This is a genomic window from Ensifer sp. ENS09 (assembly GCF_014852425.1).
In the GTDB taxonomy this organism is placed as follows: domain Bacteria; phylum Pseudomonadota; class Alphaproteobacteria; order Rhizobiales; family Rhizobiaceae; genus Ensifer.
Genome location: NZ_JACVBP010000004.1, coordinates 230,225 through 250,368, shown reverse-complemented (window position 1 = coordinate 250,368; position 20,144 = coordinate 230,225). Strand labels below are relative to the sequence as shown.

Here is a 20,144-nt window from a genome sequence, read left to right as displayed (position 1 = left end):
CAAGAAGACAGCCCTGCCACCTGACGCGCTCTTGCGGCAGCCGCAGTCGATGGAGTTCCCGATGGCCTTTCTGCTTCGCCGCCTCTGCTTCTATCTGGCGGCCTTCGTCGCGGCGGCGACGATCAACTTCTTCCTGCCGCGGCTGATGCCCGGCGATCCGGTGCAGATCATGTTTTCGAGCGCCGGCGCCGAACTGCCGCCCGAAAGCCTGCAGGCCCTGAAACTCACCTTCGGCTTCGTCGACGGCCCGCTTTGGCAGCAGTACCTCACCTATCTCGGCAGCATCTTCAGCGGCGACCTCGGCCGTTCCATCAAGTATTTCCCGCTGCCGGTGACCACCGTGCTCGGCAACGCACTCGTCTGGACCGTCGGTCTGATGGGAACCGCCACCGTCGTCAGTTTCGCGCTCGGCACCTTCCTCGGCATTCTCGCGGCCTGGCGCCGTGGCAGCCTGTTCGACGTCATCGTTTCCGTCGGCGCGATCTTCGCGACCTCGGTTCCCGCCGTCGTCACCTCGCTGATCGTCGTCTTCACCTTCGGCTTCACGCTTGGCTGGTTCCCGACCGGCTATGCCGCCGACCCGGCGCTCGATCCCGCCTTCACGTTCGAATATATCGGCAGCATCCTCTACCACGGCATCCTGCCGATGCTGACGCTCTGCGCCGTTCTGACCGGCGGCTTCGCCGTGACCATGCGCAACAACATGATCAACCTGCTTGGCGAAGACTATATCGTCATGGCCCGCGCCAAGGGGCTCTCCGACACCCGCGTGATGATCTGGTATGCGGCGCGCAACGCACTGCTGCCGACCGTCTCGAGCCTTGCGATCGCCATCGGCACGGTGCTCGGCGGCTCGCTGGTCACCGAGGTGGTGTTCAACTACCCCGGCCTCGGCAACATCCTCTACCAGGCGATCCTCGCCCGCGATTACCCCGTCATCCAGGGACAGCTCTTGATCATGACCGCCACCATGCTCATTGCCAACTTCATCGTCGATGTCAGCTACGTGCTGCTCGACCCGCGACTGAAGAGGGCGTGATATGAAGACCTCCTCCTTCCCGCTCATCCACAACCGCAAGGCCATGGTCGGCGCGCTGATCGTCGCCTTCATTCTGCTGGTCGCGATCGCCGCCCCCTTGCTAACCTCCTATGACCCGGGCGCCCGCGTCGGGCGGCCGCATCAGTCTCCGTCGCTCGAACACTGGCTCGGTACCACGCGCATCGGCCAGGACGTCTTCGCACGCCTCGTCTACGGTGCTCGCACGTCGCTGGCCGTCGGCTTCGGCGCCGGGCTTCTGATCACCATTGTCGGCACGGCGCTCGGCATCATCGCCGGCTATCGCGGCGGCAAGATCGACGAGGTCATCAGCTTCTTCACCAACATGGTGCTCGTCGTACCGAACCTGCCGCTGCTGCTCGTGCTCGCCGCCTTCATCGGCCAGGCAAGCCCGTGGGTCATCGCGCTCATTCTCGGCTGCACCTCCTGGGCCTGGGGCGCCCGCGTCACCCGCGCCGAGACGCTTTCGGTCAAGCAGAAGGACTATGTGAAATCCGCCGAGATGATGGGCGAGCCACGCTGGCGCATCATGACCTTCGAGATCTTCCCCAACCTCATCTCGATCGTCGGCATCAACTTCATCGGCAGTGTGATCTTCGCGATCATCACCCAGGCAACCCTGGAGTTCCTCGGCCTCGGCGACCCCAAGGTCGTTTCCTGGGGCACGATGCTCTATGCCGCGCAGAAGGCCTCTGCGCTTTCGGTCGGTGCCTGGTGGGACATCCTGACGCCCTGTTTCGCGCTCGCCTTCCTCGGCATCGGCCTGTCGCTGCTGAACTTCGCCGTCGACGAAATCGCCAATCCGCGGCTTCGCACCGGCAACCGGCTCGGCCGCTGGTCCGCGCTCATCCGCTCCGGGGAGGGCCGCCTGTGACCGCACCTCTGCTTTCGGTCAAGAACCTGACCATCGACTATATCGGCGAGACCAACGACTTCCGCGCCGTCGACAATGTCAGCTTTGACGTTGCTCCCGGAGAGGTCTTCGGCCTTGCAGGCGAGAGCGGCTGCGGCAAGAGCACGATCGCCTTTGCCATCAGCCGGCTGCACAAGCCGCCGGCGCTGATCCGCAAGGAAAGCGCTATCCTGCTCGACGGCCGAGACGTGCTCGACCTCGACCAGAAGGATCTCGCCGACTTCCGCTGGCGCGAAGTGGCAATGGTGTTCCAGAGCGCGATGAACTCGCTGAACCCAGTGCTGCGCATCGAGCAGCAGTTCTACGACGTGCTAAGAACACACAAGCGCATCACTCGCGCACAGGCGCGGGACCGCACCGCCGAGATGCTCAAGCTCGTCGACATCTCGCCGGACCGGATGCGCGACTATCCGCACCAGTTTTCCGGCGGCATGCGCCAGCGCATCGTCATTGCCATCTGCCTTGCGCTCGATCCGCGGCTGATCGTCATGGACGAGCCGACGACGGCGCTCGACGTCGTCGTGCAGCGCGAAATCCTGCAGCGGATCAACGAACTCCGGCGCAAGCTTGGGTTTGCAGTGCTCTTCATCACCCACGATCTCGGGCTGATGGTGCAGTTCTGCGACCGCATCGGCATCATGCTCGGCGGCAAGCTGGTCGAACAGGGCACCGCCGACGCCATCTACCGGACACCGGAGCACGACTATACCAAGAAGCTCTGGGCTTCCTTCCCCTCGTTGCACGGAGGCGTTCTTCGATGACCGGCCTATCCGCACCCATTCTGACTTTGGATAAAGTCAGCAAGACCTTTGGAAACGGCCCCGGCGCGGTGCGCGCCGCACGGGCCATCTCCTTCTCGCTGCATGCCGGACGAGCGCTCGCCGTCGTCGGCGAATCCGGCAGCGGCAAGACCACCTGCGCCCGCATCGCCATGCGCGAATATGCGCCGAGCGAAGGGCGGCTGCTCTATAAGGGCAAGCCCGTCGACGCGGCCGGAGCCAAGGAAATCGCCGACTATCGCCGCTCGGTGCAGATGATCTTCCAGGATCCTTTCGCCTCGCTCAATCCGGCCCACACGATCGCCTACCACCTGAAGCGGCCGCTGATGCTGCACCGTCCCGACATCCGGGGGGCTGCGGTCGAAGAGGAGATCAAGGCCCTGCTTCGCCAGGTGAAGCTCGATCCTGAGATCGTCGCGCCGAAGTACCCGCACGAACTTTCCGGCGGCCAGCGCCAGCGCGTCAACATCGCCCGGGCGCTCGCGGCCAAGCCCGAGGTCATCGTTGCCGACGAGCCGACCTCGATGCTCGACGTTTCCGTGCGGCTCGGCGTGCTCAATCTCTTGAGCGAGATGAAGCGCGACATGAACCTCGGCCTGCTCTACATCACCCACGACATCGCCACCGCCCGCTACGTCGCAGAGGATATCGCGGTGATGTATGCTGGCCAGATTGTCGAATGGGGCAATACCGGCAAGGTCATCGACAACCCGGCTCATCCCTACACGAAGCTGCTGCTGTCTGCAGTGCCAGATCCGGATATCCGCTTCGACGACCCGAACGCGCAGGTCAGTTCCGCTGAAGCAGACGAAACCCGCCGGCGCTCGGCGGCAGATCAGGCGACGATCCGCGAGGTCGAGCCCGATCATTTCGTGCGCGCGGCCTGAGCCGCCCGCCGACCGGCAAAAACAAAAACGCCCCGCTTGCCGCGGGGCGTTTTTGTTTGGTCGCGAAAAGCGCAACCCCGTCGATTTTGGCCCGGCGCCCTCGTGTGCGCCGGGCCGTTAAATCAGGCGGCTTCGCGCTTTTCGACGTCGGTCGGAACGGTGGAGATCGTCTTCAGGATCTGCGAAGCGATCTGGTAGGGGTCGCCCTTGGAGTTCGGGCGGCGATCTTCGAGGTAACCCTTGTAGTCGTTGTTGACGAAGCTGTGCGGAACGCGGATCGACGCACCACGGTCAGCAACACCATAGCTGAACTGGTGGATCGAAGCGGTTTCATGCTTGCCGGTCAGGCGCATGTGGTTGTCCGGGCCATAGACGGCAATGTGGTCGGCACGGGCTTCGGCGAAAGCCGCCATCAGGTCCTCGAAGTATTCCTTGCCGCCGACTTCGCGCATGTAGGCGGTCGAGAAGTTGGCGTGCATGCCAGAGCCGTTCCAGTCGGTGTCGCCGAGCGGCTTGCAGTGGTATTCGACGTCGATGCCGTACTTTTCCGTCAGGCGCTGCAGCAGGTAGCGTGCGAGCCAGATTTCGTCGGCAGCCTTGCGCGAGCCCTTGCCGAACACCTGGAATTCCCACTGGCCCTTGGCGACTTCCGCATTGATGCCTTCATGGTTGATGCCGGCAGCCAGGCAGATGTCGAGATGCTCCTCGACGATCTTGCGGGCCACGTCGCCGACGTTGCTGAAGCCGACGCCGCAGTAGTAGGGGCCCTGCGGCGCGGGGAAGCCGGCGTCCGGGAAGCCGAGCGGGCGGCCGCCCTGGTAGAAGAAGTACTCCTGCTCGAAGCCGAACCAGGCGCCATCGTCTTCAAGGACCGTCGCGCGGGTGTTGGACGGATGCGGCGTCTTGGCATCCGGCATCATGACTTCGCAAAGGACGAGAACGCCGTTCTTGCGCTCCGGATCCGGATAGACGGCGGCCGGCTTCAGCACGCAGTCCGAACTGCTGCCTTCGGCCTGCATCGTGGAGGAACCGTCGAAGCCCCAGAAGGGAAGCTGCTCAAGCGTCGGGAAAGCGTCGAATTCCTTGATCAGGGTCTTGCCGCGCAGGTTCGGGGTGGGCTTGTAACCGTCGAGCCAGATGTATTCGAGCTTAAACTTTGTCATTTCGTTCTCTCACATGACGCCAGGAATGGCTGGGTTCCGAAGGCGGCTGGGCAATCCAGATTGGCTACCCGACGACCGATGCCAATTAAGAAGCATTAATCGTGCCAACTCGGATTCAGGGCCGAAAAACGAGATAAAACGATCATTGGCGACAGATGCGGCGCCGGCGGACCGGCGCGGCAGCGCAAGGAAACAGCGCATCGCACAAAAAATAGGCAAATACTGCCTGACTCCGCAGCAAAGCAGGGCAACAACGCGGCGATAGATGATCGAGCGCCGGCAAACGCCGGCGATTGCCTGGAAAACGTGCAGCGGCCCCTTAAACAGCTCGCTCAGCCGGCCGGCGGCTTCCCGCATTGGCGCATGATCGTGGGCAGAACCTTGAAAAGCCGCGCGTCATCACATTGGGAAACATTGAAGCGCAGGAAACCGTTGGCGGTGCCGGCATGGGAAAAGACGTTGCCGGGCGCCAGAACGATTTCCTGCTGCAGCGCCTTCCGCGCCACCTCAGCCGCATCGATACTCTCGGGCAGGCGGCACCAGAGAAACATGCCCGCCTGCGGCTCGATCCATGGCGTGATGCCGATCGCGCCAAGCCGCGCCGCCGTATCGCTCATTGCCCGCGACAGGCGCTGGCGTAGTGCCTCCATGTGCTTGCGGTAGCTGCCGTCCTTGAGCATCGCAAAAACCAGCTCCGCCGAAAGGCTCGGCCCGCCGAACGTGGTGGCGATCTTCAGGTCGACCAGTCCCTCGATCCACTCCCGCGGCGCGGCGATGAAGCCGCAGCGGATGGAGGCCGAGAGGGTCTTGGAGAAGCTGCCGATCTGCACGACACGCTCGAGCCCGTCGAAGGCGGCAAGCCGCGGCGCCGGCGCGTGCTCGAAATCGGCGAAGATGTCGTCCTCGACGATTGTCAGCCCGGCCTGTTCGGCCAGCTTCAGCAGACGATGGGCGACGACCGGAGAAAGCGTGGCGCCCGTCGGATTGTGAAGGGCGGAATTGGTGATGTAGAGCCGCGGCCGGTGGGTCGCGAGAACCTCGGCGAATTTCTCGAGATCGGGCCCCGAAGGCGTATAGGGCACGCTCACCACGTCGGCCCGATGAGCACGCAGCAGGGCATGGAAATTGAAATAGCAGGGGTCGTCGACCACGACCGTATCGCCTGGCTCGATCAAAAAGCGGCAGAGAAGATCGATCGCCTGCGTTCCCGATTCCGTCAGGATGATCTGGTCGGGCGATGCCTCGACGCCGTGTTCTCCGAGGCGTCGCGCGAGAAGTTGGCGCAGGGGCCGATGACCGAGCGGCGTTCCGTAGTCCGTCAGCCCGCTCACCTCCAGCTTGGTTGCGGATTTGAGCGCACGACGGATTGCAGTTTCCGGCATCCAGCTCGGCGGCAGCCAGCCGCAGCCCGGCTTCAAGACGTTGTCGCCGGTTTCCAGCGCCTGGCGCGACACCCAGAGCGGATCGACGGCCCGGTCGAGCCGCGGACCGATCTCGGCCAGAGAAAGGGGCGCCAACGGCGCCGAGACGAAAAAACCGGCGCCGGGTTTTGAGCGAATGACGCCTTCGGCCACCAGCCGCTCATAGGCTTCGACGACGGTGGACTTCGAAACGCGCATGGTGTTGGCGAAGGCACGGATCGACGGAAGCTTCGTCCCCGGCGTCAGGATACGCCCGGCGATCCGCTGCCGGATCGTCGCCATCACGCCTTCGAGCAGCGTTTCGCTGCCGATCTCCAAATCCTGGACCGTCATCCGTACTGCTCTTCCGTCCAATACAGTTTTGCAAAACTGTACCGCATTGTCTCTGGCCGGGCCAGCCCATTCGCCCGATACAGGCGAAAAAGGAGAACGCTATGGACAAGACGGCAGACGGTTGGGTGAGCGGTTTTCTCGGAGTGCTGATCTTCAGTGGATCACTGCCCGCGACCCGCGTCGCGGTGATGGATTTCGACCCGGTATTCCTGACGGTGGCGCGCGCGGCGATCGCCGGCCTGCTCGGGCTCGTCCTGCTTCTCATCTTCCGCCAGCCGCGCCCGGCGAAGGCCGACCTCGTTTCGCTGGCAATCGTCGCCTTCGGCGTCGTACTGGGCTTTCCGCTGCTGACCGCGCTGGCCCTGCAGCATGTCACCTCGGCGCATCTGATCGTCTTTGTCGGCCTGCTGCCGCTGGCAACCGCGATCTTCGGCGTCATGCGCGCCGGCGAGCGGCCACGCCCGGCCTTCTGGCTCTTTTCCTCGCTCGGCAGCGCTGCTGTCGTCGGCTTTGCGCTGGTGCAGGGCTTTGCCGCCTCGCCGATCGGCGACCTCCTGATGCTCGGCGCCATCATCGTCTGCGGCCTCGGCTATGCCGAAGGCGCCAGCCTGTCGCGCAAGCTCGGCGGCTGGCAGGTGATCTGCTGGGCGTTGGTCATGTCCTTGCCGATCATGCTGGCGTTGACACTGTTCACGCTGCCAGCCTCTTTCGCGACCGTCACGAACGGCGCCTGGGCGGGCCTTGCCTATGTCTCGCTGTTCAGCATGCTGGTCGGTTTCGTCTTCTGGTATCGCGGCCTCGCGCTCGGCGGCGTCGCCGGCGTCGGGCAGTTACAGCTTCTTCAGCCCTTTTTCGGCCTGGCGCTGGCGGCAACGCTTCTCGGCGAGCCGGTCAGCTGGAGCATGCTGGCGGCGACCGGCGCGATCGTGCTCTGCGTCGCCGGCGCCAAGAAGTTCGCGAAATAGCCGACTTTTCACGGGGCGGCGCAGCCCAAGCCCTCTAGAGGCGGTCGAGTTTCAACCGCTCTCCGAGCAGATCGAGAAAGCGGCGGATCTTTGCAGATGGGGTTCGCCCCTCCAGCCAGAGCGCATGGATCGGCACCGGAGCAGGCTCGAAGTCTTCCAGCACTGTTTCGACCTTGCCCGCATCGATCAGGTCCTTGATCTGCCACAGCGGCGAAAAACCAAGGCCGAGCCCCTGTTCCACCGCCGCATAGATCGCGTTCATCGAGTTGGTGCGAACCGCGCCGCTCACCTTGAACGCCCGAGCCCGCCCGTCGATGGTGAACATCCAGACGCCGGGTCGCTCGTCGCCTGTGCGCGTGACGCAACGATGGGCCGAGAGTTCCTGCGGATGAGCCGGCCGGCCGAAGCGCGCAAAATAGGCGGTCGAACCGAAGACGACGCGGCGCAGCGCGCCCAGGCGCTTGCCGGTCAGCCCGGAATCCTGGAGATCGCCGATCCGCACCACCAGATCGAGCCCGCTTGCGGCGAGGTCGACGAAGGCATCGGAGAGGTCGAGATCGACCTCGACCTGCGGATATCTCGCCATGTATTCGGCGATCACAGGCATCAGGAACCGCGGCGCAAACAGACTGGGCGCCCCAAGACGCAGCACGCCTGATGGCTCGGAGCGACGCTGTGCCACCTCCTCCCGCGCCTCGTGAATCTGCTCCACTGCGGGCTTGATGCGCAGATAGAAGCTCTCACCCGCCTCGCTCGGCATCGAGCGGCGGGTCGTTCTATGCACCAGCTCGACCCCGACATCGGCTTCGAGCATCGCGAGCGACCGGCTGACCGTCTGCAGCGGCCGCCCCAGGCGTTTCGCCGCGGCCGTCAGGCTCCCCTGCTCGACAATGGCCAGAAAGGCTTCCAGGTCTTCAATGCGGCTCATGCAATAATCCCGTTTTGCTGGAGAATAAATCACATTTTGCGCTGATTGTCCGCATTGTTGCGCGCCATTAGCTTGAGATCGTCACATCACGATGGCTCGAAAGGCAGACACCCATGAACCAGCGCTCCAACACGATCCTTGTCGTCGGCGCCAGCGGCCGCTTTGCCGGCCTCGTCGTTCCGGAACTGGCGCGGCGCGGCGCCAGGGTCCGTGCCCTGATCCGCGACAAAGCGCAGGGCGCGCTTGCGAAATCGCTCGGCGCAGCGGAAATCGCGATCGGCGATCTGCGCGAGCGTGCCAGTCTGGACCAGGCGCTTGAGGGTGCTGCCGGTGTCTTTCACATCGGTCCGGCCTTTGCACCGGATGAGGCAGCGATGGGCGTATCGATGGTCGAAGCCGCCGTGCGCGCCGGTGTCAGGAAGTTCGTTTTCTCTTCGGTGATCCAGCCGACCCATGTGCGGCTGAAGAACCACGCGGCAAAGATCCCGGTGGAGGATGCGCTCTATTCCTCGCCGCTCGAATACACCATCCTGCATCCGGCAAACTTCATGCAGAACCTGCGGTCCGCCTGGGCAAGTGTGCTTGCTACCAGCAGCTTCGCAGAGCCGTTTCCGACGACCACGCGCATCGCCCGTGTCGATTACCGTGATGTCGCCGAAGTCGCGGCGATCGCGCTCACGGAAGACCGCCTCGCCTATGCGACGCTGGAGCTCTCTGCCGAGGGCCGGCACAACCGCGAGGAAATTGCCGAAATGATGAGCATCGCGCTCGGTCGGCCGATCGTTGCGGCAACCATCGGCTTTCACGAATGGGCAAAGCCGATCGCCGCAAAATACACAGACCACCAGCTGGAACTGCTGTCCAAGGTCCACGCCCACTATGCCGAAGTCGGCCTCGGTGGAAACAGCATGACGCTACGCGCCACACTTCAGCGCGAACCCCGCAATCTCGAGAGTTTCATTCACGAACTGGTGCAGGCCTAGCGGCCGGCGACCGCATCCCTTCCCGTCCCCCCGGAGTTCACCTCATGCCAAAGAAGCTTCCGCACCGATACCAGACCATCGTCATGCCGCTCGTTCTCTCCGTCCTGATGTCCGGCATCGTTTCCTTCGTCTCGACGGCGATCGGCAACGGCATCCAGCCCGATATTCTCGCACTGTGGATCAAGGCCTGGGCCTTCTCCTGGCTGGTCGCCTTCCCCAGCCTGTTGGTGGTCCTTCCGTTCGTGCGCCGCATCGTAGCGGCCACCGTCGAACAGTCGCGCAGCAACTGACAGGTTTCTCGCGTTGACCCCAAACCGAGCTTTGGGGAACGCGAGATTTTTAGGATATCTAAAAACGATTGACAGGAAATCGGGCTGCACCCTAGCTTGAGGAGAGACGAGAAGGGGACAGACAGTGACGACGGCGGACCATGCCAGCGGCGCATCGACCGGCGCGGCAGAAACGCCGTCGCTTGGCGATCGCCTGCGCCAGCGGCGAAAGAGCTTGAAGATGACGCTTCAGGAGGTCGCCGACGAGGCCGGTTTTTCCGTCGGCTTCATCTCGCAGATCGAGCGAGGCATCACCGTTCCCTCGCTGACCTCGCTGATCGCCGTCTGCCGTACCTTGAAGGTCGAGGCCGGCAGCTTTCTCAACCCGCCGAAGGTGGCGACGCCGTTCACCCGGCGCGAACACCGGCCGGTCTATGGGCTCGGTGGAGAAAGCGGCAAGGCCGTTTCCTACGAGCGGCTCTCCGCGTCCTTTCCCGGCAACGTGCTCAGAAGCACCATCATCCACGAGCCGCCCGGCCATCGCAGCGAACCGATGTCGCATGAGGGGGAGGAGATCTTCTTCATCCTGAAGGGAGCGCTGACGCTGGAAGTGGACGGCGAAGCGATGGTTCTGGAGCCGGGCGATTCCGCCCATTTCCCGTCGTTGCGCACCCATACGATGTGGAACCACACCAGCGAGCCGACCACGATCCTGCACACCTGCACCATGGACGTCTTCGGCGACGGCGCCCCCTCCGGAAGCCCCGCCGACAGCCTTGCCGTGACCCGGGCCGAAAACCGGCTCGACGCCAGCGGGATCGCCGAAGACAAGTGACAGGCGCCCCAGCCGGCGCCGTCACGCGTTTGTCGATGGGCTCGCCCCGCTGATCTATGGCAGGAGCACCATGGCACCCGTCGTCTGACGTCCTTCGAGCCGGCGATGCGCCTCGGCTGCCTCGGAAAGCGGCAGGCGCGCATGCACGGGGATCGTGACCGCGCCGCTTGCGACGACGGCGAAGAGATCCTTGCTCATCGCCAGCACGTCCTCGCGTCGGACAAGATGCGCGGGCAACAGCGGCCAGGTGGCGTAAAGCGAACCCTTCTGCGCCAGCATCGTGATGTCGAAGGGCGGGATCGGGCCGGAAGCGGCACCGAAACTGACGAAGTGACCGAAGGGGCGCAGGCTGTCGAGCGAACCTTCGAACGTCGCCTTGCCGATGCTGTCATAGACGACATCGACCCCCTCGCCTTTGGTGATTTCGCGCACGCGCGCCGCAAAATTCTCCTTGCCGTAGTCGATCACGTGGTCCGCACCGTTGGCCAGCGCCAGTTCGGCCTTCTCCGGCGAACCGACGGTGCCAATGACCTTTGCGCCCAGATGTTTCGCCCATTGCGTCAGGATAAGGCCGACACCGCCGGCGGCCGCATGGACGAGGAGGGTATGACCGGCCTCAACCCGGAAGGTGCGACGCAACAAATATTGCGCTGTCAGGCCCTTCAACATCATCGCTGCACCCGTCTCGAAATCGATGCCGTGAGGCAGGTGCACGAGAACACGGGCAGGCACATTGTGCTCCTCCGCATAGGCACCAAGCGCTTCGGCGTAGGCGACGCGGTCCCCCGGCTTGAAGCCCTCGACGCCAGGCCCGACCGAGATCACCTCGCCCGCTCCCTCTTTGCCTGGGATGAAAGGAAGCTGCGGCGGCGGATAGGCGCCGCTGCGCAGATAGATGTCGACGAAGTTGACGCCGATCGCCCGGTTGCGCACGCGCACTTCACCGAGGCCGGGTTCGCCGAGTTCGACATTTTCATAGGCGAGCACATCAGGCCCGCCGTGCTGATACACGCGGATAGCTTTCATGGATCTGGTCCTCTGGTTGGTCGGCTGGCCCTGGCAGCCTCCAAGCGACGGTCGATGCCAATCTGCTTGGTGCTGCTCCGCCTTCCTCGCTGATCACATCTGACAGATAGCCATGCGTGAGTCCCCCGTGTAGACTGATATCAATGACAACAGAGTTCAAAGATCGTGATATCTGATCAGATCAGCATCGACCTCCTCCGCAGCTTCGTCGCGGTCTGCCGACAGGGCAGCCTGAACCGTGTCGCCACCCAGACCGGCCGTACGCAATCGGCGCTCAGCATGCAGATGCGCCGGCTTGAGGAAGTGCTCGGCCGGCAACTTTTCACCCGCACCGGTCGTGGCGTCGTGCCAACACCCGAAGGCGAATTGTTTCTGGGATACGCCACGCGCATGCTGGCGCTCGGCGACGAAGCGGCGGCGCGGCTCAGACAGGTGGACCTTAGCGGCGGCGTGCGGGTCGGGCTTGCCGAGGAAGTGGCAACGACGGCGCTGCCCGAAGCGCTCGGGCGATTGCGGCGCGGCTACCAGGAGATCCGGCTCGATGTTGTCGTCGAACAATGTGTGGCGCTTGGAAAGACCTGGCCCGAAGGCGACCTCGACATCATGGTCGTGCCAACCTCGGTGGTCACCGCCGACGCCCTCACCACCTGGAACGTCGAACTGCAATGGGTCTGTGCGACGGACTACGCTTTCGACGAAACGCGGCCGGTCGACCTCGTCGCCTTCGCCGCGCCCTGCCTCTGGCGCCGGCGCATGATCGAGACGCTGGCCGACCAGGGCCGGGAACACCGGATCACTTTTACCAGCCAGAGCATCACGGCGCTGCAGGCCGCGATCGAGAACGGCCTCGGCATTGGTTTGCTTCCGCCGGAAGCGATCCGCGCGGGCACGATGCGGGCGCTACCCGCTTCGTCTGCCGTACCGAAGCCGTTTGCCGTGCAATATGGGCTTTTCGCCAGGGATCGACGCACGGCCGCTGTCGATTGCGCGATCAGCGTGCTGCTCGAAGCCCTGCCGATCGCTTCCAGGACCTAACGCCTGCGCGGCTCCGGCCGGGGCTCACGCGCCCCAGGTTGTCTCCAGCACGCGGATCCAATTGCCGTGGCAGATCTTTGCGAGCGCCGCGTCGTCATAACCGCGGGTGCGCAAGAGGTCGACGAGCAGCGGCAGATCGGCCGCGCTGCGCATGGCCGCCGGGATGGCCGTACCGTCGAAGTCAGAGCCGAGCGCCACATGCTCGATACCGATACGCTCGACGATGTAGTCGATGTGGTCGACAAGGAGCGAGAGCGGCGTATCCGTGTTCCTGGTCCCGTCCGCGCGCAGGAAAAGGACGCCGAAGTTGATGCCGGCCAAACCGCCACTGTCCCTGATCGCGTCGAGCTGACGGTCCGTCAGGTTGCGGCTGTGCGGGCAGAGCGCATGCACGTTGGAATGGGAGGCGACGAGCGGCGCCTGCGACAGCGCGGCGATGTCCCAGAAGCCCTGCTCGTTCATATGCGAAAGATCGAGCATGATCTTCAACTCGTTGCAGGCGCGCACGAGATCCTTGCCGGCCTCGCTGAGGCCCGGACCGATATCGGGCGAGGAGGGAAAGCGGAAGGGAACGCCATAGGCAAAAATGTTCGGCCGGCTCCAGACGGGGCCGAGCGTGCGCAGACCCGCGGCGTGCAGCACATAGAGCGCATCGAGGTCAGCGCCAACGGCTTCGATGCCCTCGATGTGCAGCACCGAGGCAAAGGCACCAGTGTCCATGGCGGCGCGGATATCAGCAGCACTGCGGCAGATCTTCAGCCGGCCCTTCGACTGGCGCTCGATCCGCATCAGCAGGCTCGCCATGCCGAGCGTGGCTTCGAGCGCGCTTTGCTGATCAGGCGTTGCGAACTCGCCGCTGCCGTCCTTGGCAAGGCCCGGCGATGCCACGTAGACGGCGCAGAGACCGCCGGCGAGGCCACCCGCTGCGGCCTTGTCGAGATCGATATGCCCGGTATCGACACCATCGAGGAAACGACGCTCGGCAGCGCCGCCCGGTGAACGCCAGAGCCGCGACAGCACGTCGTTATGTCCGTCAAAGACCGGGATTTTCGCTTGCGTCGCCAATTCTGGACCGCCTTCTCAACCTGTTGTCCTCAAGCGCGACTCATGGATAGTCGCGAACGGACCATAGACATTGGGTGCGGGAACCGCACCCTTTTTCCCCGCTGCACTAACCCGGTGCAGGCAGACCGGGCAAATGCAAACCGTGCATAGGCCCTGCCGGAATCGGAATTGGCGGCACAAGGCACTGTCGTGCTTAGTCGGCGATACGCGCGGGAAACCGCTGCGATCAGGATTGGAGAATGGACATGACGAAGCCGGTAACGCTCGATTGGCAGGCCGCCGAAGCGGCTGCGAGAGGCCTGACCGCACAATGGGCGGCGGACGAGCCGGGCGGCGCGGTCATCGGCTTCGACGCATCCGGCATGTGCTTCTCGCATACGGCCGGCGTCGAAAGCCTCGCTACGTTTGCGCCGTTCACCGCCGACAGCGTCGTGCGTTATGCGTCGCTCACTAAGCACGTCTTCTCAGCGATGGTGCTGGCCCATGCCGATCTCATCGGTCTCGACGATCCGCTCGGTCAGCACCTTCCGGAACTGCGCTCGCCGCTTGCGGACGTAACGGTCGGGCAGGCGCTCGACATGACTGGCGGCCTGCCGGATACCCGCGAATGCCTGTCGCTGCTCGGCCTTTCCGTCTACTCAGAGACGAAGGCGGGGCCGCTGCTCGAATACCTCTCACGCCTGGAGCGGCTGAACTTTGATGCCGGCACCGAGGTCTCCTATTCGAACACCGGTTATCGCCTCATCGAAGCGGCGCTGGAGCGCAAGGGCTTCCGCTTCGACGCTTTCATCCAACGGGAAATCGCGGGCCCGCTTGGCATCGCGCTGAAGGCGCCGGATGTCTGGAACGATCCGGTGGCGGGCCTCGTTCCCGGATACTGGCACGCGGGCGAAAGCTGGCAGCTTTCTGCCGCCGGCCTGCACATTTCCGCCTCGGGCAGCCTCACTGGCAGCGCCCTGTCGCTTGCCACCTGGCTGCAGGCCTTGCTTGATGATGAAGGTCGCTTTGCCGGTCTCCTGCAGAAGTTGCAGGCGCCCCGATATCTCGCCGACGGGCGCCCCACGGGCTACGGGTTGGGCCTGCGCAATTCGTCGCTCGGCGCCCGCGAATTCGTCGGCCATGGCGGCTCACACCCCGGGTACAAGACCTATTTCCTGCTCGACCCGGAAACACGCGCCGGCTTCGTCGTTGTCTCCAACCGCGAGGACACCAACGGCTACAAGATCGCGCTCGAAAGCATGGCGGCGCTCACCGGGCTCGCGCTGCCGGATCCCGCGGCTGACCTCGGCGACGGTTTCTATGTGACGGAGACCGGCCCCTGGTGGATCGAGGTCAAGGGCAGTACCTGCACCTATCTCGATGCGGACGAGACGCTCTATGACGACGGCGACGGCTGTGTCTCGTCGCGCTCCGCCTCATCGCCCCTGCGACTGCGCCGCGACGGCTCCGCCCTTGTCGGCGAGGTCGGGCATGCCGGGCGACGCTTCCTTCCGGCCGCAACGGCCGAGCCGCTGCCGGCATCGCTCTCCGGGGTCTGGTGCTCGGACGAAGGCGCGGAGTTCACGATCGAGAACGGCGCGGTATTGATGGGCGTCGGTCCCGTCCGTCAGACTATGAAGCTCACGCCGCTTGGCAACGGTCGCTTCCTGTTCACGTTGAGCGATGGGCCCTGGGTCAAGCGCATCTGCCTGCATCTCCTCGGGCCCGATCACCTCGAACTGGTGACAAGCCGAGCCCGGATGATCGAATATCGCCGCCGCGCCTGATTTTTCTTGATGACGCGCGGGCGCTGCCACAAAAGAAGTCCGGTCGCCGGCGAATGACGGACCGGACTTCAGGAGTGCATGCCCGTGGAAATCAAATGGCTTGAGGACTTTCTGGCGCTCGCCAGCACGCTGAACTTCTCAAAGGCGGCGGACGAGCGCCATGTCACCCAATCCGCCTTCAGCCGGCGCATCCGACAGCTGGAGGCCTGGCTCGGCACAACGCTCGTAGACCGCGCGACCTATCCTTCGCGCTTGACGGAAGCGGGATCGAAATTCGTGCCGGTGGCGCAGGACACGCTGAAGCAACTCTATCAGGCAAGGCGCAATCTGCAGCAGGAGGAGGGCTCCGACGCCCGCACCATCAAGCTGACGGCGCTGCACACGCTCTCCTTCACCTTCTTTCCCGCGTGGATGACACGGGTCAACGCCCGCAGCGGGCCGCTCTTTTCCCGGCTTCGTCCGGATTCCGGCAGCATGGAGGAAAACCTCAACTCGCTCGTCGACGGCGAATGCGACTTCCTGCTGACCTACGCCCACACCCAGGTCCCGCACCTGCTCGACCCGCAGGCCTTCGAACATCGCGTGCTCGGCCACGAACGCATCATCCCCGTTTCGGCGGCGAATGAAGCGGGCGCGCCGCTACACCGGCTCGAAGGCGGCACGAAACCTTTCCCGCATCTGCGCTACGAAAAGTCGTCCTTCTTCGGTCAGCTTCTCGACGACCTGATCGGCCCCACGCTGCCGCCGGCGCAAAGGGTCCACGAAGGCAGCATGTCGGTGGGCTTGAAGGCCATGGCGGAAGCCGGCTGGGGCATTGCCTGGGTGCCCGAGAGCCTGATGACGGACGAACTGGCGAACGGCGCGCTGGTCAGGGCCGCCGACCCGCGCTGGGACGTGAGCGTCGAGATCCGGCTCTATCGCGCCAAGGAAAACCGCCGCCCGGTCGTCGGCCGCGTCTGGCAGAACCTGGAGGCTGTCGCCTAAGCGACAGCCCGGCCCGCACAGTCGAGCTAGATCGCCGTTCGCCGCGCGTGCTCCAGATAGAGCTCGCGCAGGCGCTTGACCACCGGGCCCGGCTCACCGCTACCGACGGGCTTGCCGTCGATGCGGGTGATCGGCGCAACGAAGTTTGAAGCGCTGGTGAGGCACGCTTCGCGAGCGTTGAGCGCCTCTTCGAGCGTGAAGGGGCGTTCTTCCAGCGTCATTCCCTGTTCGGCGGCGAGCGCCAGAGCCGCGAGCCTGGTGCAGCCGGGCAGCGTCTTTTGACTGTTGCCGCGCGTGACGATGCGGTTGTCCGCAGTCACGATGTAGGCGGTCGAGGATGCGCCTTCGGTCACGAACCCCTCCTCGATCATCCAGGCCTCATCGCAGCCTTCGGCCTTGGCGATCCGCTTGGCGATCACCTGCGGCAGCAGGCACACGCTCTTGATGTCGCGGCGCGCCCAGCGCTGGTCGGGCACGGTCTTGACCGACAGCCCCTTGGTGGTGGCGGTCACCAGCGTCTTTGCCTGGGTGAAGAGCACCAGCGTCGGCTTGATATCCTCTGAGAACAGAAAGTTCCGGTCCTCGGCGCCCCGGGTGAGCTGCAGATAGACCATGCCTTCGACAAGGCCGTTTTCTTTGATCAGCCGCTTTTCGATTGCGACGATCTCGTCGGTCGATACCGGCAACGACACATCGATTTCACGCGCGCAGCGCTCCAGGCGCGCCATATGCGAGGCGCTGTCGATCAGCTTGCCTTCGAGCACGGCGGTGACCTCGTAGATGCCATCGCCGAAGAGGAAGCCGCGGTCGAAGATCGAGAGGCGCGCTTCGTTCTCCGGCAAAAACTCGCCGTTGAGATAGACGGTGCGGATGGACGGCTGGGACATGGGGGCTCCGTAGGAATTGGTTTGGCAGAAGCGCATGGACCGCAACACCGGGCGCGATCCAGAGGCGCAAAATCAGTGTTCGTTGAGCGCGCGAAGCCGTTCGAGCGAGATCGCCTCGACCGTGCTCGGCTTGCCGTTCGCGGCGTTGAAGCCGTGCGTCGTGCACGCCATCGTCAGAGAATTGAGGATCGCCTCCTCGGTCGTCTCGATCGCGGCTTCAAAGAGCGGCGACATCAGGTCGTTCGGAAGGTCGGGATAGTCGGCGATCGCGGCTCGCCGCGCCTTGGTGCGGCGCACACTAGCCGCAGTCGAGAAGGCAAGCGCATAGTCGCCGGAACCGTTGCTGAGTGCCGCCCCGGTGCGGGCGAGACCGCCGAAGGCGCGTTCGGCCAGGCGCTTGAGATTGCGGGCAGACAGCGGCGCATCGGTTGCAACCACGATGACGATCGAGCCGTCCCGGTCGTGTGCCGCCGGCGCATCGTAGGCACGGCCGCAGACGGTGAGCCGGCCGCCATAATTGGATTGGACGAGCACGCCGAGCGTAAAGACCGAGCCGGCCGCCTTCACAAGGCGCGAACTCGTGCCGATGCCGCCCTTCAGCCCGAAGGCCACCGTGCCGGTTCCGGCACCGACAGCCCCCTCTTCGACGGCACCGGCCTTCGCAGCGGCCAGGGCAGCGCCGATCTCGTCGATCGTCGGCCGACCGGCGCGGATGTCGTTGAGGCGGGAATCGTTTGTCTCGCCGACGACCGCGTTCAGCGACACCACCTTCTCGTTGCCCGGCTGCGCCAGCGTCCAGCGATTGACGGCCTCGATAGCCCGCCCCGTCGCCAGCGTGTTGGTGAGAACGACGGGCGTTTCCAGCTCGCCAAGTTCGTCGATCTGGGTGGAACCCGCAAACTTGCCGAAGCCGTTGAGCACGGCGAAGCCGGCCGGCACCTTATCCTGAAAGAGGTTGCCGTCATGCGGCACGATGGCGGTCGCCCCGGTGCGGATGCGGTCCGCATCGACAACGGTGGCCTGGCCGACGGCAACACCCGGGACATCGGTGATCGCGTTGAGCGGACCCGGCTCGTAGACACCTGGCCGGAAACCAAGATCTCGAAGGCGCAAGCGCTTGATATTCGTCATTTTTTCGTCGTTTTCCTGTCCATCGGCCCGTTCGCGAAGCAGGCATTTCGTCGCAGGGCAACCTACATCCCCCGGCGGCAAAACGGCATCGCAAAAATGGAATAGTTTCATGAGAAGCCTGCAACGCCAGCGATCGTGGAGGCTCGTCACGACCGGCGGTCAAAACCGATCTTGCAGAAGCACCGCGTCGGCGCATGCGGCGACTGATAGTGGAGTGAAATAAAGCAGTTGCAACCATAAGAAACAGTTCATAAGTTCGCCTCGTCCTTGGCATTTGGAACGACGGCACTCGATGATGAAGCCGCTTGATGCAACCGCCGGCAATCCTTCGCAAATGACGTCCGCAGGGACGGACGTTCGCCCGAGCCTCGGCATCTGGGCCTGCTCGGCGCTCGTCGTCGGCAATATCATCGGCTCCGGTTTCTACCTGTCGCCTGCAGCGCTCGCCCCCTATGGCGCCGCAGCGCTCGTCGGCTGGGTCGGCATGGCCATTGCCGCCATGTGCCTCGGGCTGGTCTTTGCGCGGCTTGCCAGCGTCAGGCCCGCGACCGGCGGCCCCTACGCCTACAGCCGCATGGCTTTCGGGCCGTTTGCCGGCTTCCTCGTCGCCTGGGCCTACTGGATATCGATCTGGGCGTCGCTGCCGGCGATTGCCATGGCCTTCGCCGGTTATCTCGCCGTCTTCTTCCCGAACCTTCAGCATGTGCCAGGCGGGTTCACCGCGGTTTCGCTTGCCGCCATGTGGCTGGTCGCCGCCATCAACATGTTCGGCGTCAAGAGCGCCGGCCGCTTCCAGATCGTCACCGTCGGGCTGAAGCTCGTTCCCTTCATCGCCATCGCCCTTCTCGGCCTCTTCTGGATTGAGCCGCAGAACCTCACACCCGTCAACCCGAGCGGGCTTTCCGTCCTGGGGCTGATCTCGGCGACCGCCCCGCTGACGATGTTCGCCTTTCTCGGCATCGAGTCTGCCACCGTCCCGGCCGGCGATGTCGACGATCCGAAACGCACGATCCCGCGGGCGACGGTGCTCGGCACGCTCTGCTGCGGCCTGATCTTCATCCTCGGCACGCTCGTGGTGATGGGCACGGTTCCGCGCGAGGCGCTTGCCCGTTCTGCCGCCCCCTTTTCCGATGCGGCCTTCATGATGTGGGGCGGGTGGGGGAGCACTCTCGTGGCTGCCGCGGTGGTGCTTTCGTCGATCGGCGCGCTCAACGGCTGGACGCTGCTGATGGCGCAGGTGCCAATGGCGGCGGCGCGAGACGGCCTGTTCCCGCCGGTTTTCGGCCGCCTGTCGAGCCGCGGCGTCCCTCAATGGGGCATCGTCGTGTCGATGCTGCTCGCCTCGGCACTGCTGGTGCTGCAGACCTCGGGCGTCTCCGGGCTGATGGCTGTTTATCGCTTCGCAGTCGATCTTTCGACCACGGCGGCCATGGTGCCCTACGTCTTCTGCAGCCTCGTCGAGGGCGCGCTTTTCCTGGCGCTCGCGCGTCCGCGCGACGCGGAGTGGGCCGGCATCCGCATCGGCCCCTACAAGCCCTATGCGCTGGTCGCTTTCGTCTTTTCCCTTTTGACGGTCTACGGCAGCGGACCTCAGGCGGGCCTCTGGTGCCTGCTCCTGCTGCTCGTGGCACTGCCCGTTTACCTGTCAGTCGAGAGGAAGGAGCCGTCCACCAGCTGACACTTCGAAATACCCCCACCCGCACCTAGCACCGAACTA

Annotated in this window: 20 protein-coding genes; 12 read left to right on the top strand and 8 right to left on the bottom strand. The window is 64.4% G+C overall.

The window, feature by feature from the left end:
- The first annotated feature begins 61 nt into the window (after positions 1-61).
- From IB267_RS21550 to IB267_RS21535, 4 genes are read left to right on the top strand one after another with little or no spacing between them, the layout of a single operon-like run.
- Positions 62-1,039 carry an ABC transporter permease gene (locus IB267_RS21550; RefSeq protein ID WP_192449496.1) on the top strand — a complete coding sequence of 326 codons (978 nt, stop codon included), beginning with the start codon at positions 62-64 and terminating at the stop codon, positions 1,037-1,039.
- 1 nt (position 1,040) lies between these two features.
- The gene (locus IB267_RS21545; protein WP_192449495.1) at positions 1,041-1,931 is read left to right on the top strand and encodes an ABC transporter permease; all 891 of its coding nucleotides are present in this window, start codon (positions 1,041-1,043) and stop codon (positions 1,929-1,931) included.
- On the top strand, positions 1,928-2,731 hold the full coding sequence (locus IB267_RS21540; RefSeq protein ID WP_192449494.1) for an ABC transporter ATP-binding protein: 804 nt from the start codon (positions 1,928-1,930) through the stop codon (positions 2,729-2,731). Before IB267_RS21545 ends, IB267_RS21540 begins: the two co-directional genes overlap by 4 nt.
- Complete coding sequence (locus IB267_RS21535; protein WP_192449493.1) at positions 2,728-3,636, top strand: ABC transporter ATP-binding protein; 909 nt, start codon at positions 2,728-2,730, stop codon at positions 3,634-3,636. The genes IB267_RS21540 and IB267_RS21535 overlap by 4 nt, the downstream gene beginning before the upstream one ends.
- 122 nt (positions 3,637-3,758) lie before the next feature.
- Here the strand turns inward: IB267_RS21535 and IB267_RS21530 are convergent, their stop codons facing one another.
- The 3 genes from IB267_RS21530 to IB267_RS21520 are packed head-to-tail and all read right to left on the bottom strand — an operon-like array spanning position 3,759 to position 6,553.
- Positions 3,759-4,799 carry a glutamine synthetase beta-grasp domain-containing protein gene (locus IB267_RS21530; protein WP_192449492.1) on the bottom strand — a complete coding sequence of 347 codons (1,041 nt, stop codon included), beginning with the start codon at positions 4,797-4,799 and terminating at the stop codon, positions 3,759-3,761.
- A 9-nt stretch (positions 4,800-4,808) separates the two neighbouring features.
- A complete protein-coding gene (locus tag IB267_RS21525) occupies positions 4,809-5,156 on the bottom strand; it encodes a hypothetical protein (protein ID WP_192449491.1) in 348 nt (115 codons plus the stop codon).
- A complete protein-coding gene (locus tag IB267_RS21520) occupies positions 5,132-6,553 on the bottom strand; it encodes a PLP-dependent aminotransferase family protein (RefSeq protein WP_192449490.1) in 1,422 nt (473 codons plus the stop codon). Before IB267_RS21520 ends, IB267_RS21525 begins: the two co-directional genes overlap by 25 nt.
- Positions 6,554-6,654: 101 nt before the next feature.
- On the opposite strand from IB267_RS21520, the gene IB267_RS21515 reads away from it, so the two are divergent.
- The gene (locus IB267_RS21515; RefSeq protein WP_192449489.1) at positions 6,655-7,518 is read left to right on the top strand and encodes a DMT family transporter; all 864 of its coding nucleotides are present in this window, start codon (positions 6,655-6,657) and stop codon (positions 7,516-7,518) included.
- 34 nt (positions 7,519-7,552) lie between these two features.
- Here the strand turns inward: IB267_RS21515 and IB267_RS21510 are convergent, their stop codons facing one another.
- Entirely contained in the window at positions 7,553-8,446 is an 894-nt protein-coding gene (locus IB267_RS21510) for a LysR family transcriptional regulator (RefSeq protein WP_192449488.1), read from the bottom strand.
- A 113-nt stretch (positions 8,447-8,559) separates the two neighbouring features.
- Between IB267_RS21510 and IB267_RS21505 the strand changes: the two genes are divergently transcribed.
- The 3 genes from IB267_RS21505 (at position 8,560) to IB267_RS21495 (ending at position 10,533) form a co-directional block, all read left to right on the top strand.
- Entirely contained in the window at positions 8,560-9,429 is an 870-nt protein-coding gene (locus tag IB267_RS21505; RefSeq protein ID WP_192449487.1) for an NmrA family NAD(P)-binding protein, read from the top strand.
- A 44-nt stretch (positions 9,430-9,473) separates the two neighbouring features.
- Entirely contained in the window at positions 9,474-9,719 is a 246-nt protein-coding gene (locus tag IB267_RS21500) for a DUF2798 domain-containing protein (protein ID WP_192449486.1), read from the top strand.
- A 124-nt stretch (positions 9,720-9,843) separates the two neighbouring features.
- Entirely contained in the window at positions 9,844-10,533 is a 690-nt protein-coding gene (locus tag IB267_RS21495) for a helix-turn-helix domain-containing protein (protein ID WP_210335958.1), read from the top strand.
- Positions 10,534-10,587: 54 nt separating this feature from the next.
- On the opposite strand, the gene IB267_RS21490 is transcribed toward IB267_RS21495, so the two are convergent.
- On the bottom strand, positions 10,588-11,559 hold the full coding sequence (locus tag IB267_RS21490; protein WP_192449485.1) for a quinone oxidoreductase: 972 nt from the start codon (positions 11,557-11,559) through the stop codon (positions 10,588-10,590).
- A 165-nt stretch (positions 11,560-11,724) separates the two neighbouring features.
- On the opposite strand from IB267_RS21490, the gene IB267_RS21485 reads away from it, so the two are divergent.
- Positions 11,725-12,594 carry a LysR substrate-binding domain-containing protein gene (locus IB267_RS21485; RefSeq protein WP_192449484.1) on the top strand — a complete coding sequence of 290 codons (870 nt, stop codon included), beginning with the start codon at positions 11,725-11,727 and terminating at the stop codon, positions 12,592-12,594.
- Positions 12,595-12,618: 24 nt separating this feature from the next.
- On the opposite strand, the gene IB267_RS21480 is transcribed toward IB267_RS21485, so the two are convergent.
- Positions 12,619-13,659 carry a dipeptidase gene (locus IB267_RS21480; protein WP_192449483.1) on the bottom strand — a complete coding sequence of 347 codons (1,041 nt, stop codon included), beginning with the start codon at positions 13,657-13,659 and terminating at the stop codon, positions 12,619-12,621.
- 245 nt (positions 13,660-13,904) lie between these two features.
- Here IB267_RS21480 and IB267_RS21475 point away from each other — a divergent pair, with 245 nt between their 5' ends.
- Together IB267_RS21475 and IB267_RS21470 are read left to right on the top strand one after the other, a co-directional pair.
- Positions 13,905-15,425: a serine hydrolase gene (locus IB267_RS21475; RefSeq protein WP_192449482.1), complete on the top strand. Its 1,521-nt coding sequence runs from the start codon at positions 13,905-13,907 to the stop codon at positions 15,423-15,425.
- A gap of 84 nt (positions 15,426-15,509) precedes the next feature.
- Positions 15,510-16,409 (top strand): LysR family transcriptional regulator, encoded by a 900-nt coding sequence (locus tag IB267_RS21470; RefSeq protein WP_192449481.1) that lies wholly within the window; start codon positions 15,510-15,512, stop codon positions 16,407-16,409.
- Positions 16,410-16,435: 26 nt separating this feature from the next.
- Here the strand turns inward: IB267_RS21470 and IB267_RS21465 are convergent, their stop codons facing one another.
- Together IB267_RS21465 and IB267_RS21460 are read right to left on the bottom strand one after the other, a co-directional pair.
- A complete protein-coding gene (locus IB267_RS21465) occupies positions 16,436-17,296 on the bottom strand; it encodes a D-amino-acid transaminase (protein WP_192449480.1) in 861 nt (286 codons plus the stop codon).
- A gap of 72 nt (positions 17,297-17,368) precedes the next feature.
- Entirely contained in the window at positions 17,369-18,427 is a 1,059-nt protein-coding gene (locus tag IB267_RS21460) for a P1 family peptidase (protein WP_192449479.1), read from the bottom strand.
- A 292-nt stretch (positions 18,428-18,719) separates the two neighbouring features.
- Here IB267_RS21460 and IB267_RS21455 point away from each other — a divergent pair, with 292 nt between their 5' ends.
- Positions 18,720-20,105 (top strand): amino acid permease, encoded by a 1,386-nt coding sequence (locus IB267_RS21455; protein WP_246810783.1) that lies wholly within the window; start codon positions 18,720-18,722, stop codon positions 20,103-20,105.
- The last annotated feature ends 39 nt before the right edge of the window (positions 20,106-20,144 follow it).